The sequence below is a fragment of the Pseudoalteromonas phenolica genome, from assembly GCF_005876835.1.
Lineage (GTDB): Bacteria > Pseudomonadota > Gammaproteobacteria > Enterobacterales > Alteromonadaceae > Pseudoalteromonas > Pseudoalteromonas phenolica_B.
Genome location: NZ_PPSW01000002.1, coordinates 30,412 through 45,461, shown reverse-complemented (window position 1 = coordinate 45,461; position 15,050 = coordinate 30,412). Strand labels below are relative to the sequence as shown.

The following is a 15,050-nucleotide window of genomic DNA, read 5'->3' as shown; positions in this document are numbered from 1 at the left end:
AATGATGATTTTGTGACTGGGCAGAAATTGCACTTCAAACTGACCAGCCCTGTGGCTATAATGCCATCGGTTTTAATTTTATGATTTTAGGAATCTTTACATGATCCACAGTATGACCGCCTACGCACGCCGAGAAGTTAAAGGTGAATGGGGCACAGGGGTTTGGGAAATCCGCTCAGTTAATCAGCGTTACCTAGAAACCTTTATCCGAGCACCTGAACAATTTCGCGGTATGGAGCCGGTAATACGCGAACGCCTTCGCAAGCACCTACAACGCGGCAAGGTTGAAGTATTCTTAAAGTTTGCAGCCAACCCAGCCCATGTTGGCGAATTGTCTATCAACGAGACTCTGGCACAACAGTTAATTAAAAGTGCCCAATGGGTTCAGTCGCAAAGCAATGGCGACCAAGCAGTAAGCACCATTAACCCAGTTGATATTTTACGTTGGCCGGGCGTGATGGAAGCCGAAGAAATCGATTTAGACACAGTAAACAGCGAGCTGCTTGCTGGTTTTGATTTACTGGTTGAAGATTTCAAAGCCGCGCGCGCAAGTGAAGGTGAAAATCTTGAAGCCATGATCACGACACGTCTTGATGCCATCATCGAGCAAGTAGCGATTGTTGAAGGTCATATGCCAGAAGTGGCTAAATGGCAGCGCGACAAACTAACCAGCCGTTTAGATGAACTTAAAACAGACATCGACGAAGGCCGCCTTGAGCAAGAACTTATTTACCTTGCGCAAAAACAAGACGTCGCTGAAGAGCTAGACCGTTTAAAGTCTCACGTGAAAGAAACAAACAAAATCCTAAAGAAAGGTGGCGCTTGTGGCCGTCGCTTAGACTTTATGATGCAAGAGTTCAACCGTGAATCAAACACCCTAGCGTCAAAATCAATCAATACTGAGATCACCAATGCAGCGGTTGAACTTAAAGTGTTAATTGAGCAAATGCGCGAGCAAATTCAGAATATTGAATAATATATTGACTCAGTCAAACCTGTACCCAAATTAACAAAAAACCCAGCATTGCTGGGCTTTTTTTTACTTAATGTAAGGCTTAATTCATCTGCCTATGTCTAAGCCATTCAAATGTATCAAGGCCTACTCTTGACAACTGGGCTGCTAACGAATTGACAATAGATTGAGCTACGGGTTGTTTCAACTCACCACACCACTCAAACCCCTCTTCCGATGAATCTTCTTTATATACATGTTTACCATTTTCAGATGAGCCTATCACTGTTTTTGTGTTGCTATCTGGCATAAAGTTAAATGTCCTTATTGTGGTAGCCTTACAAGAAATGCTTAATTTTAGGTGGCTATCTAGATCACTTCTCAAAACATGAGTGAGATTATTATTTCCATCTGCTTCTCTGACTTTTAAAAATGTAAAGCTAGTACTGCACCTAAGTCTCACACTATCACAAACTGGCTGAACACAAACATAATAAGCATTGTCCGATAAGCTTTTAATGACTGTGCCTTGTTTTAGTGATGGTGGCTTGACCGGTTGCGAAGATATACAACGTCTTGTACTTTCAATAGCACATAAATCTAAACTCGGCTTTTCTGATTGCTCTTTGAACGAAAGCTGAATAGCTGAATCTTCGAATCGCCTTGCTGGCTTCTCCATTTTTTCTTTAACTGTTAATGCATTGCTTTCATTCAAAATTGGATCAATATTACCCTCGTCACTTTCTTTAGCTAGTTTTCTTTTTATCTTATTAGTTGTCTGAATTATTCTTTTTCCTTGGGCGACACCGATTTCTTCTAATGTTTTTGATAAATTGTTACCAATTAGTAAGCTTTCTAAATTCTTCGCATTAAGGTTATACGTCTCTTTGCTGCCAAGCTCGATGACAAAACAGCTTTCATCTTCATCTTCTGCTACGAAACTCGGCCAACTCTGAAGGGCTTTTGATGATAAACTTTTCTTTACAAAGTCGTTTATTTGTAATTCTGATTTAAGTTCTTCTGAGATCAAATCAACTGCATAGTCAAAAGCCACGTCATGGGCTTGTTCTCTCATCTTCGGCGAGGATATTAGTCCTAGAACGTGAGAAAGATAAGCCGAATCTAGCGAATTATTAAATCGATGAAGCAAGTTATGGGTATTATCTCTTATAGAGGCTATAGAAGCTAAGGCTGCATTTGATAAAAGTCCTGCAGTTAATTCAGTAAATGACTTAATAAGCTCATCACAAAGTTGCTTCTCTCTGACTACTTTACTTACTACCTCAACTTTCCAGTGACTTAAATAAGGAGCTTCGAAATATATGCTTTTATCTTTTTGTCTGGGGTTAAGGTTTTCTAATCTATTAATTAAAACTTGTTCAACTTTTTCCTTTGCTTCTGCTGTATATATACAAATTAACCGTGTCCTACCAAACTCAGAGATATCACTTTCAGCTAAACACTCTATCGTTTTTACAGCAAAATCTCCGTCATCTCCTGTACTCTTCATTTGCCAATCTAAAATTGTTATGTCTGCATTTTTAGAGCTAGTTACAACTGCATCTAATGATGCATTAGTATCATCAATTACAGGCTTAAAACCGCCACAAACAATACCTAATTCTGCAAATTCATGTGAAAGTTCTTGGTAATGAAGTTCATGTGACAAAGGCCTGCTTGGCTTATTTTCAGCACCTCCAAAATCACCAAATAATCCCTCTTCAGGTACTTTTAATTCTTCATCTGTAGATGCTGTAGCTCTATTGGAAAATTTCAGGTTATCATCAACGGCAACTACTGTTTGTAAAAAGCGACTTGTAATTTTTTGCGATTGTTTAAAAAATTCGGTTTGAGACATCTTATACATTTCCCTATAAATTATTCTTTTTCTTGAATTGGTGAGATGGTGAATTTAGCTCCTGTATTTGGGCTATATGGGGCAAGGGTAATACTAAAACCCTCATCTTCTAATGTTTTCTTAACAACATATAGCCCTACCCCTCGGCCACCCACTTTACGAGAGAATGCAAATTCGAACACATTTTCCTGATCAATGGTTGGTATACCTGGTCCAGTGTCTTGGATAATAAAACCTGTTTCACTGGCATCTAAAGTTAATACTTTTTCACCATTCGATTTGCCAAGCCAATAAACTGCATTGTCAATTAAGTTAATCAATGCCGGGTAGATTGTTGAAGTAAAGCCAAAGATTCTTTGCTCTAAAAACTTATCAGTAATAACTAAGTCAATTTCTTCACTCTCTAAGCGGTCTCCGAAAACGCTTGTAACAAATTCAGAGGCAGCAACTCCTGTAATCATGATCTTCTTTCTGGCTAATCGCTTAGTTAATGGAGTAAAGAGTTTTAAGTATCCATCTAAATGATCAAAACCAATTCTTAGATCGTCATAAATCTCTTTTAATTTATCATTCTGCCTTGCCCACGGAGCCAAACTAAAAAGAGCTTTCCTTATGCCTAGAACATTACTGGTAAACTCATGGTGAATAATTCCTATAGCCATCCCCAAGTGCACCATTTCAGAGTTTTGTTCATTAACTTCTTTTAAATGCTCATATTCAGATTCAAGTATTTCTGTAAGCTTGTTCGATGAGACTATATTTTCTTCATTACCTTCTTTAATTGTTGATAGCTGGTTTGCAATACCTTCTACTCTTTCAAGTACTAATTCTGCTGCTGTTTGAATTCTATGTTCTAAAGAAGCTTTTAATTCATATAGCTCATCTGATGTTTTACTATTAAAACTAACTGATGAAAAATCATGCTTGGCTTGCTCAATTTCACTTCTAGCTAAAGCCCTATTTTTATTAATCTCACTTTTAGTCCATGACTCTAATTCTGATAAAACCTTATTCGCTTTCGAATATACTTCATTTAATTGTTTGCTTTGATATTCAACTTGGTTTTCTAAGGAGTCACTAAACCGAAGCCTCATTCCAGTTCTATTACCAAATTGGTCTTCAAATTCTACTAGACGCTTTTCAATATCCTTTTCAAAAATATTTATTTCGTTTTCAATCTCACGCTTTTTTACTTGATATAAATCACAAGAATCTGTGAGTGCTTTACCAAAGCCTACGCCTGAGGGAAAGGTAATTTTTAAATTACTCTTTAAGGGCTTTAAACCTTCTAATAAAAGACGCTGTACTTCAAAAATAAAATCATCCGTTGACTGCTCTTCTTCTTCAAAGTTTTCAAATCTACTTTGAACTTTTTCTTTTAATTGAGATAAATTATTTAACCAATAGTCATCGTCATACTTTATAAAAAACTTTTGTAACTGCTCTTCCAAATGCTTCTTTTTCACTGACTTTAAATTATTTCTCTTTTTTAATAAGTCGAATGAATCTTGTTGACGACTACGCATTTCTATAAACTGGTCTGATAAATCACCTTTTTCATTAAAAACATCTTTTGCTAACTGAATGAAAAAGTGAATTAATATAGCTCTAAATTGCTTGTAAGCTTTATTTTCAATAAAACCTTCACGGCCTGCTTTTTCATGTAAAGCACTATTTACTTGCTTAGTAATTTCAACACAACCTAACATCCGTCTATATGAGAAAAAATACTCTTTTGCACTTTTACTTCGCCTTTGCTCAAAACCCAAAAAGTCGAAATCAGAGTCACCATAAGGCAACACTCTTATCCCATCCCTGTAAATATAAAGCCCACCAATTTTATTAGTTTTTTGATAAATATCATTAAATACGTTTGGCGGAACCTTTGACTCCCTAGCAGTACCCATTATTACTGCTAAATTAAGTTCAAATTCACCACATAAAACAGGTTTGTTTTTACTTTCAGGCCAAGACAATACATATTCCCTTTCTTCTTGACCATACACCTTTATGGTCCCAGAAAATTGTCCAAACTCATTGAACCGTCCTTTAATATGGTGGTCCGACTGTTCAAACTCTTTTGGAGTAAAAAAAGTTGATTCACTAATCCTGTCTATCACTTCTCCGTCTAGTTTGTGATCTCTAAAACGAGCAAAGATCGGAGGGTTACTGTTTACATCCATTGTATTAGTAAAACCAAGTAATGCTTTCTCTAATCGTGAAGCTCTATCTGTTGCCTTTGAGTTGAAATCATCACCTTCAACTTCTTCATTTAAAATTTCATCAACTGGTGAAATAATAAAATGCGTACCTGAACCATCCTTATCTAGGTGTAATTTTCGCGGTTTAGCATTTGGATTATGCTCTTGTATTTCTTTATCTATTTTTAGATCTAGCTGCTTTAAGCTCGTGTACCAAAGTTCAGGTTCAAAATCGAAAGAATCAATTTGGTTTAAGACATAGTCAATTTTTTCTTGAGAGATTTTATGCGCTAAAGACTTTACATTATCCTTTGCTTGATTAATCAAAGTTGAAAGTTGCTCTTTTGTTAGCATTTCCCCTAATTCAATTTCTATTAGAGGTATATCGATATCTGATAAATCTAGAGCTGGGTATGAGAAAAGGGTCCAATTTATAAAACTAGCAACTAACTTATGGTGTTTATCATCCCGGACAGCTCTTGTCAGTACTAATACCTGAGGGCCAATTGCTGCAATAGAAAGACGACCTATTCCCTTTTCCCCCATGATAGGTCGTAATGTTTTTGCAGTGTGAGTAACTGGCTGAGAAATACTATTTTCATCTATAAATTTACTATCCGTACCTATAGTAAGCCAACGTTCCTCAAACTCAGCCCGAGTCATTCCTAATCCGTCATCTCGAAGAAGTAGAAGTTTCTTTTTTCTTACATAATCAACTTCTACATTATCTGAATAGGCATCATGAGCGTTTTTGAAAAGCTCACTTAACGCGGTAGGAATACCTGCAATTTGCTGTCTACCAAGCATATCTAAAGCTCTTGCTTTAGTTCTTATTTGAGCCATAAACCCCTTTCTCCTTGTTTAACTTAGGCTTCAGAATATTTATTTTATTTTATTTTATTTTATTTTATTTTAATTTTATTTTTCTGAATTTATGTAATGCTATTTCGGCTATTAATTATAGCTTGCGCAATTCTTCTAGAATATTCAGGAGGAACTGCATTACCTATCTGGCGGGCTATTATTTCATTCGTTCTACCATGAAAAATATAACTTTTAGGAAAAGACTGAAGTGTAGCCCCTTCTCTTAAAGATAGTGCTCTATTCTCTTCAGGGTGAACAAATCGACCGTTTGAAACACTAAAAAATTTTGTAGTTATCGTTGGAGCTGGCTTGTTCCACCAAAGTCGACCAAAGGTATCTTTAAAAGATGAATCTTTACCTACAAAACACGGTAATTGTAATTCAGGGTCATTAGCAAAGCCCAAACGATTACCACCGTCTTTCTTAACTTTTTTCAACCTTCTTAGAGTCACATCTTTAAGCCTTGCTACAGAATGCCTAAAAGGTGTTTTATCTTGATGACCCGCCTGAACTTTTGGAAATCCATTCTTTTCACCAATTACATCAGCGACAGTTAATAGTTTAGAAGATTTAATAGGTGATAATTCAAGCTCATTAACTCGGTTAGCAATTAACGTAAAACGCCTACGATTTTGCGGTACACCATACTCACTCGTATTATGAACTTCATAATGCACAACATAATCGTTATCCACTAACCAATCAATAAACTCACCCAGTCCACTCTCTTCCCTTCGATTTAAAACACCAGGCACATTTTCAACAACTACATAACCAGGCGAGAAATACTGAACAAATCTTTCAAATTCACTAAGTAAACTCTTAGACTTTTCTGACTTTTTTTTATCAGTATTTATTAAACTCCAATATTGACAGGGGCTACAGCCAATGAAGACTAAATCATCATCAAATTTGTTAATTTCAAGTTTATGCTCTAATTCAGCCTCTGATAACTCAAAAACATCATAATTTAAGAATTGCGCACCTTTTATATTTGCAAGGTAAGTTTCTTTACATGTTATTTCAAAATCAATCCCAGCAAGGACTTCGATGCCAGCAAGCTGCATTCCATAGCTCATGCCTCCGCCTCCACAGAAGAAGTCTACAGCCTTTAATTTATTTTTAACAACCACCTAAGCAATCCTTTTACTAGCTTTTTTACATTGTAGAAAACAGCTAACTGATATGCAGGTCTTTATCAAACATATCAAAAACTTAAATTTAACAAGATACAACTTATTGTTTTTGTAAATCTCTGGGACTTTCATTAATTCAGATTCAAAATTACTAATAGCAAACTGAGCGCCAATTTACCAAAAAGTGCATTAATCGTAAATCAAAGGTAGAAGAGAAATCCTCTTCAGGTAGAAAAGCACACTAGTCTTAGAGAGTAATTAAACATTTCTAGAAAAAGCCATACACACCTCTACTATCAGTACATTTAAAACTAACCCAATTAAACGGTCATAGTCGTGTAATATGCTAATCGCAAGCTCACCCATCGGGCTACCAGCATTAATAAACAAACTTAAAATTACTTCTAAAAATAATGGTGTCACTACAGCTAAGGTGACTGCAACAGCGCGTGTCATCCATACCTTGTGGGCGGCGATGTTTTTCTTCATGGCAAAAGCAATGGCGATACTGAAACTGACACAAATGGCGATAGCGACAATCACCAAGGATATAAAACGCGTACCTAAGTCTGTTGGTGAAAATACTAGCTGCATCCACACGCCAGATACTGCCATTAAGCACGCAGACACAACGGCCAAACGCCCCATTACTCTGTGCATCTTAGGTCGAGTTATGCGTAATCGAGTTGAGAACTGAGTGGGTAATGAAAAGAAGAAAACAATACCGCTTACACCATGCACCAAAATTGCAGCTGGGAGTTCAAAATAACGGGCATTAATCAAACTTGATGCCTCAGCGATTGCATCTGGGCCGAGTAACACCAGTGCGACAATAAAAATTGCAGGTATAGCGGGCAGGCCAATTAAAAAGAATAACAGGCTGACTACTTTCCAATTACTTGGATTTTTTTTGTGATTACCTGATGATGACGCAGCCTGACAGTTTGGGTCTACTAGCTGTGAGTCTCGTTTATTTTTATTTGCAGTGATTAAGTTCATAACATTGCCTTGTTTGTCGTTTTGCTTAAGACAATCTTGTAATATCAATGCTAGTGTGTCGTTCTGGCCTATTGATTAAGACCATTTTTAAACTTCGCCTAACCAATAGAACACTATAAGAATAAAACTAACCAACTGTAAAGTAAGGATAAAAAAGGATTACTATATGCCAGCCACTGATTTAAATTTACTGGCAATTAATATTGCGACTTTGAGCGTGTTATTCTTTAGCGCAAACTTACTGGTTGTTCGGGCCGACAAAAACCACACTTACTTTCCGCTCGCTTTGAGTTTTATTGGCATCGCGATTGTCATTTGCCAGACAAGTTTAAAAACACTCGCGCCCGCTTTACAGCTTTCAACCTTAACGCTGGCATTACCCGCTTTATTACTGATCGCGCCCTGCTTTTGGCTATATGTAAAAGGCTTAACACACAATGCACCTTGGCGATTTGAAAAAGCCGATGCACGGCATTTAGTTCTACCTGGGCTTGGGTTATTGATTAGCCTTATCACCTTTTTGCTACCCGCTGAGATTCATTACAATCTACTTGGTAAGGGTGACATGGCGATACTCGAACAGACACCAGTGCTGTTTAGAAACTTTATCTACGGATTGCTGATTACTACTTTTGTGCTGGTTTTGGGCTGGATTGCACAGTCGGCGTTTTATCTGATTAAAATCATCAAGCGTCTACAGCACTATAGAAACCAATTGAAACAGGTATTTGCTTCGACCGAAACTAAAGAGATCAGGTGGCTTAGTGGTTTACTGCTGTTTGTAGGCGTTGCTTGGGCTTTCGCTGCAATCAATTTATTACTCGATAATTTGTTTATCGCCAGTGAATTTACACAAGATATCTTTCAATTTGTTTTGCTCATTAAGGTTTGCTTTGTTGCTACTTGGGGGTTGAGACAAAAACCAGGCTTTGAAGAGCTATTCTCTACCGAGTCGGTCGATTTTGAACATCAAGCGTCTCTAGCTGTGGATAATGAAAACAGCCAAGTTAAACAATCTGAAAATGTTTCTTCTGAGAAATATAAACGCTCTGCACTCACTGCTAAGATGGCAGAAAGCATCGCACAGAAAATAGAGAATGCGATGACCTCGGAGCAGCTTTATTTAGATGCAAACCTCTCTTTACCAAAACTTGCCAAACACATCCACACGTCGCCTAACTATATTTCGCAAACACTAAATGAAACCTTAGCGACTCACTTTTTTGATTATGTGAATCATAAACGCATTGTGGCTGCACAAAAGCTGCTATTAGAGTCAGAACTAACGGTTTTAGATATTGCCATGCAAGTAGGCTTTAATTCTAAATCAGCGTTTTATAGTGCATTCAAAAAACATACTCAATTAACACCAAGTCAATTCAAGCAACAGTCAAAATAAACACTTAACTAAATTAGACGCAAAGATACCTGCGGTGTGCAATAGACTGAAAGTTGCGTTCAGATACCGCCTAATGGAAATTTAAAATAAATTATTTTATAAAAAAACTATTTAACTCCCCTCAACAGTACCCAATAAGAAAACACATTAAGACTGCATATTTCAATAGTTGGATAATGCTAAAAGTTAATTTGACAGATAATAAATAATCATAACTGCGCACTTACTCTCGCAATATTTACATTATTGCAGGCCTCTTTGAGTAAAAATAAAACAGTCCGTTCAACTATAAGAAACAATAATTATTTTTATTCGACAAAAGTATAATGCCCTCACCCCACATGCTTATAGAATAGTTAACCTGCTGTTTAGCATAAAAATTCTTAACTTTTTCGGCAACTCTAAATGATTTTTGAGTTTTTTCGATTAACGCAGTTAAAAAGCAAAAGTCCCTATTTTTTATACTGTTATTTTTCGTATTTTTTATTGCTAAGATGCCCGCGTTTTTTACTTACAGAATTAGGAAGGACTTAGGATGAAGTTAAAAAATACCTTTATCGCTTTTTGTGCCACAGCCAGTTTAGTGGCCTGTAATAGTATTTCTTCAAACTCAACACCGCTTTCTGCAGTCGCTCTAAGCGCTGAGCAAACTGCTACCACTGTGGTATTTATTCATGGCGCACATTTGCGAGGCTCTGCTTGGCAGCCTGTTGCAACTGAACTTGAAAGTGCACACGTTACATCACATATTCTAGATTTACCCGGTCGTGATAATACTGTTACGCCATCAAGCATTACCTTAAACCACGCGGCAAAGGCACTGTGTGAGCGAACTAATGCGCTACCACAGCCTCAAGTTTGGGTTATGCACAGTCAAGGTGGCGCGGTTGCTCACGAAGCGCTCGCATCATGCAATAAGGCTGAGATCAGTAACTTAATCTATGTCAGTGCCGTTGCGCCTATCGAAGGCGCTAAACCTTTTGCACTGCTAAACAAAGACGATGAAGATAACTATTTCAAAGGGGTCACCTATGAAGACGGCTGGATGAAAATCACCAACCAAGCTGAATATGTTGCGTCATTTACCAACACCCAATCTCAGCCTCTTAAGGCAAAAGTTTGGTCACAATCTGTCGATGAACCTGCTGTCACGGGCGAAGGCAAAGTGTACTTAAAAAAAACTAAGTTAGACACAATTCCAAAAGCCTATGTGTTTGCGAAAGAAGATAAAATCATCTCTTATGCGACACAACAAAAGATTGCTCAATCTATAGGTGCGACAAAAACCTACAGTATTACGTCTGGTCATTTGCCTATGATCACGCAACCTGTGGCTTTGGCAGATGCGATTAAATCAGCGTTAACACTTTAATTTTAAAATAAACTTAATCAATCGTTAAAAGGACTTTTTAATGATGAATAATACTCTTGCCCATAGCGGCAAGCCTATGGCGCTATTGAAAAGTGTCAGGGCACTTGCTGCCCACAGTTTACCTAAAACGCCTTCTGTTACTATTGTGGGTGGTGGTATTGCGGGATTAACCAGCGCCTACGAGTTACTAAGACTCGGTGCAAAAGTGACCATCATTGAGGCTGATCCTGGCCATATCGGTGGTCGTGTCAGAACCTTACGAGAATCTGATACGCTTTATGCCGAATTAGGCGCAATGCGTATTCCAACACATCATCAGCTATCACGTCATTACATCGCTGAAATGGGCTTAAAGTTAAGACCATTTGTACAGGATAATGCCAGAGCCCACGCGATGATCCGCGGCCAAAAAGTCGCTCGGAGTGCTGCAGGCTTCGAACGCTTAAAACAGGCCTTCGATCTGACCCCTAAAGAGCGCAACATGAGCGTAGATGATATGTGGGATCTTGCCGTCACTGAAGTACTCAATGCTTTATCGGATAAAGAAAAACAGTCCCTATATGACAAAGAATTAAGTACTGACAGACTGAAAACGCTCGATGCTATGTCGCTAAAAGATGCCTTTAAACAAGCGGGATTAAGCTCAGAAGCCCTGGAGTATGTCTCGTCAATTTATGGGGTTTCAACCTTGCTACATACTGCTTTTTCAGAGCACTTGCGCGAGCAACTTGAGCGAGTTTGGTTTGAAGGTTTTGACGAAATCGTCGGCGGTACAGATTTACTCGCACAACGTCTTTATCAAAAGATCTCGGGTAAGGTTAATTTTCTGGCGGGTGCCAAAGTCGTCGATATTAACAATCAAGCCGATAAAGTATCTGTGTGTTACCAGTCCAGAGATAGAAACAAACACACGATAGAATCTGATTATGCGATTTGTACGCTGCCTTTTGGTGTATTGGGCAAAATCGACTTTCATAACAGCATAAACCCAAAGAAAGCGCGCGCATTTGCACAAGTGCACTATGATTCAGCCACTAAAGTGTTGATCAGAACAAAAAATCGTTTTTGGGAGCTTAAAGAAGGGATCTATGGTGGTAGCACCATCTATGATGTCGGCCTAGGACACACTTGGTATCCAGCCGATAATGCAATCGCCAAAGATACTTTGGTATCAAACTCGGCAAGTTACCTACTCGCCTCTTATACCTGGGGGCAACACGCACGTCGTGTTGATACGCTCAATAACTTCGAGCTTAAAGAGCTGATTTATACCGAGCTGAAAAAAGTACACCCCTATATCACACGTGATGACATTTTAAGTGTCTTGCGATGGAGCTGGAGTAACCATACTCACTCCGCAGGTGCCTATGCTTTTTTCAACCCCAGAGATCATCAAGATTATTATGCACTCATGCGTGAACCTGAGCAGCGCTTATGCTTCGCGGGTGAGCATTGCTCTGTCTATCACTCTTGGATCCAAGGCGCGTTAGTCTCAGCGCTTGAGGCCGTGCAATACATTCACAAACACGCTTAAATTTTTTACCTATTAAAGTAGTAAGCCAAAGATAAGTTTTGGTAATAAGGAAATATCATGTCTTATACAGTCGCTGAGTTTATTACACTCAGACTTAAACAATTAGGGTGTCACCATGTTTTTGGTGTGCCGGGTACATCATGTTCAGATTTTATCGACAGCTTAGTTGCCGATCCTGACATGCACTTCATCAATACCGTTAATGAACTTGAAGCAGGTTATGCCGCCGACGGATATGGCCGACAAGGCGCCTTAGGTGCTGTTTCAGTTGCGTATGGTGTTGGTACGTTAAGTATGGCCAACGGCATTGCCAGTGCATTAACAGAGCGCGTGCCTCTGGCGGTGATCAACGGCGGTCCAACCGATAAAGACTTAAGCCTTGAGGCCGAATACGATGTGTTATTCTCGCACTCAACGGGGTTTGGTAAAACCGATTTACACGTGTTCAAAGAGCTGACGCTCGCCGCAGAAGAGATCCGTGAATTAGACGGTGCTGCAGATAGAATAGATGCTTTGCTGATCACTGCGTTAGAGCAATCTGGTCCTGTCTATATCGAGATCCCTCAAGATTTGTGGAAAAAGCCGATTGGTCACTTCTCTGCTAACTTAAGTTACTCTGCAAAACGCCACACTGCGGGTAAACAACAGTTTGTCCGTGCCCTCGAAGACAGGCTAGCGCATGCTCAAAAGCCTGTGGTGTTATTAGGAGCTGAACTAGTTAGATTTGGTCTAATTGATGAGGCAATGCAATTTGTTGAATCTCAGGGACTGCCTTTCTATACCACCTTGCTGTCTAAGTCTTTAGTAAGTGAATCACACCCTCTGTTTTGCGGTGTGTATGACAGTGATTTAGCTCCTTCAACCATAACACAGGGTGTTGAATCATCTGACTGTGTGATTGCACTTGGTTGCTTGTTTGGCATTGATCACCGTTATATGGTTATCTCACTGAAAGAAAAGCTGATCCGTGTGGCATTTAATAAAGCCATGGTAGGCAGTCATGTATTGCCAAAACTCTCTTTGGGCGCAGCAATAGAAGCCATTAATACGTTGCCACCCCTTAACTCACAAGGTAACACCGTACCCAGTGTCGCCGGATTAAGTTATCAGCAACGCCGAGAGCAATGGCAAAGCAAATTTGCCAGCGATCCATATTCAGGCACTTTGGGGCATGATGGAATTTTTGCTGCCATCGGGGATTTCTTAAATACTACCCATGCGCCATATTACATTAGTTTAGATACCTGTTTGGCAAGCTTCCCAGGCGCGGATATACCTGTGACCGATACACAGTGCTTCTTAGCTAACCCGATTTGGCTTTCAATTGGTCAGGGCACTCCCGCCGCCATTGGTAGTTATTTTGCAACGGGTAAACGACCGCTTATTGTGACTGGTGACGGTGGATTCCAAATGGTGTCACAGGCATTCTCATCGTTTGTACAAAACAATATCCCAGCCATTATTGTCATTGTTGATAATGGCTCATATGCTATAGAGCAGTTCTTAATTGACGGTTCGTTCTTTACTGAGCCTGGTAAAGCACCGTTAGATTACGTGATGCTCAATGGTTGGAAGTACGAAAATATGCCGCATGTATACAACGGCGGCATTGGCCTTCGAGTCAATACCTATGAAGATCTACTCGGTGCACTGCAGCATGCACATGCCCGCGATGATCAACCTTGTGTGATTGCAGCACAGATCCCAATGAAAGATCTCCCAGCTGAAAACCGTGCCTTTTTAGGTATTTAATCAAAACCGGCCGGTAAAACATCATACCGGCCACGTTAACACAAGGGTAAAAGGATGACATTGTCGCGACGCGCTTTTTTAAAAAGCGGTTTTGCTGCTGCCGGATTAACTAGCCTTGATACGTTTGCTTCGCCTTGGATAAGGGCCTTGCTCAATGAATCAAATAGCTACCATGCGTTGTATTTAAATAAGTATTTATTTAATGACTTAAAGGCGTTATTAGCAAAGCAACTGCACTTATATCAAGATGCTGAAATACACACTCAAGCATTAAAGTGTGTGGTAAATATGCAAGATGAAGCGCTGATATACCAACGTTTGTCGGCTATTTTAGCCAGCAGTAACCTCAATATACAGTTGCTTAATATGCATCGTTTGCAAGATCAGCAAGTGCGCTTCAGCCAATATTTGGCAGAGTTAATTCAGCATCAACGTTTCTCTGGGTATATCAGCTTTGGCCTGCCCAATAGTGAGTTTGATCCAATCAATCACTTGCCATTTTTTAATGGTGCAACTTATACCATGACGCACACCTTAAGCGAGCAATATACACCATTGCCACGAGCAGATTTCACTGGCGTGATTCATCCAATAGAGCTATTCACTCAAGCAAGTCATATAAATGCACCTAAGGCTGAATTAGCCGCTATTTATAATGGCCCTCACAGCTATTCAAGCAATGAGTTTACTCACATGATGCTCAATATAAAGCAGCACATGCCCTCTGGTGGCAAGTTAATAATGCCGATATTCGACGTGCAACATACCGCACAAAAACATCTGGTCTCGGTATTTAATGACTGGCAAAACTTGCTACATGGCCGCTCGTGGCTGAGCGCGCAAACGCAAAGAAATAGACTGCAATCTTTAGACGCATGGCATAGAGAAATGGCGGTCTATGGCTACAAAGTGCATAAGGTTATTCCGCTCGAAGAAAATACTATGCTGCCGGAATATCTCAGTATTTACGAAAAGGTTTAAAT

General features: G+C 39.2%; 10 protein-coding genes. 6 read left to right on the top strand and 4 right to left on the bottom strand.

Features of this window, described 5'->3' with window-relative positions:
* Positions 1 to 100: 100 nt before the first annotated feature.
* Entirely contained in the window at positions 101 to 976 is an 876-nt protein-coding gene (locus C1E24_RS01145) for a YicC/YloC family endoribonuclease (RefSeq protein ID WP_138477970.1), read from the top strand.
* A gap of 79 nt (positions 977 to 1,055) precedes the next feature.
* Here C1E24_RS01145 and C1E24_RS01140 read toward each other — a convergent pair whose 3' ends face one another.
* From C1E24_RS01140 to C1E24_RS01125, 4 genes are all read right to left on the bottom strand, one after another.
* Positions 1,056 to 2,810 (bottom strand): response regulator receiver domain, encoded by a 1,755-nt coding sequence (locus C1E24_RS01140; protein ID WP_138477968.1) that lies wholly within the window; start codon positions 2,808 to 2,810, stop codon positions 1,056 to 1,058.
* 20 nt (positions 2,811 to 2,830) lie between these two features.
* Positions 2,831 to 5,854, bottom strand: a complete 3,024-nt coding sequence (locus C1E24_RS01135) for an ATP-binding protein (RefSeq protein ID WP_138477966.1) — start codon at positions 5,852 to 5,854, stop codon at positions 2,831 to 2,833.
* Positions 5,855 to 5,943: 89 nt separating this feature from the next.
* Entirely contained in the window at positions 5,944 to 7,008 is a 1,065-nt protein-coding gene (locus C1E24_RS01130; RefSeq protein WP_206078118.1) for a DNA cytosine methyltransferase, read from the bottom strand.
* A 261-nt stretch (positions 7,009 to 7,269) separates the two neighbouring features.
* Positions 7,270 to 8,010, bottom strand: a complete 741-nt coding sequence (locus C1E24_RS01125; protein ID WP_138477964.1) for a DUF2306 domain-containing protein — start codon at positions 8,008 to 8,010, stop codon at positions 7,270 to 7,272.
* A 166-nt stretch (positions 8,011 to 8,176) separates the two neighbouring features.
* Between C1E24_RS01125 and C1E24_RS01120 the strand changes: the two genes are divergently transcribed.
* The 5 genes from C1E24_RS01120 to C1E24_RS01100 all read left to right on the top strand — a co-directional run bounded on the left by C1E24_RS01120 (position 8,177) and on the right by C1E24_RS01100 (position 15,048).
* A complete protein-coding gene (locus C1E24_RS01120; protein ID WP_138477962.1) occupies positions 8,177 to 9,409 on the top strand; it encodes a helix-turn-helix domain-containing protein in 1,233 nt (410 codons plus the stop codon).
* Positions 9,410 to 9,944: 535 nt separating this feature from the next.
* Entirely contained in the window at positions 9,945 to 10,781 is an 837-nt protein-coding gene (locus C1E24_RS01115; RefSeq protein WP_138477960.1) for an alpha/beta hydrolase, read from the top strand.
* 40 nt (positions 10,782 to 10,821) lie between these two features.
* Positions 10,822 to 12,315, top strand: coding sequence for a flavin monoamine oxidase family protein (locus tag C1E24_RS01110; RefSeq protein WP_138477958.1), 1,494 nt, complete (start codon positions 10,822 to 10,824; stop codon positions 12,313 to 12,315).
* A 57-nt stretch (positions 12,316 to 12,372) separates the two neighbouring features.
* Positions 12,373 to 14,067, top strand: a complete 1,695-nt coding sequence (locus C1E24_RS01105) for a thiamine pyrophosphate-binding protein (RefSeq protein WP_138477956.1) — start codon at positions 12,373 to 12,375, stop codon at positions 14,065 to 14,067.
* Positions 14,068 to 14,121: 54 nt separating this feature from the next.
* Positions 14,122 to 15,048 carry a hypothetical protein gene (locus tag C1E24_RS01100; protein WP_138477954.1) on the top strand — a complete coding sequence of 309 codons (927 nt, stop codon included), beginning with the start codon at positions 14,122 to 14,124 and terminating at the stop codon, positions 15,046 to 15,048.
* The last annotated feature ends 2 nt before the right edge of the window (positions 15,049 to 15,050 follow it).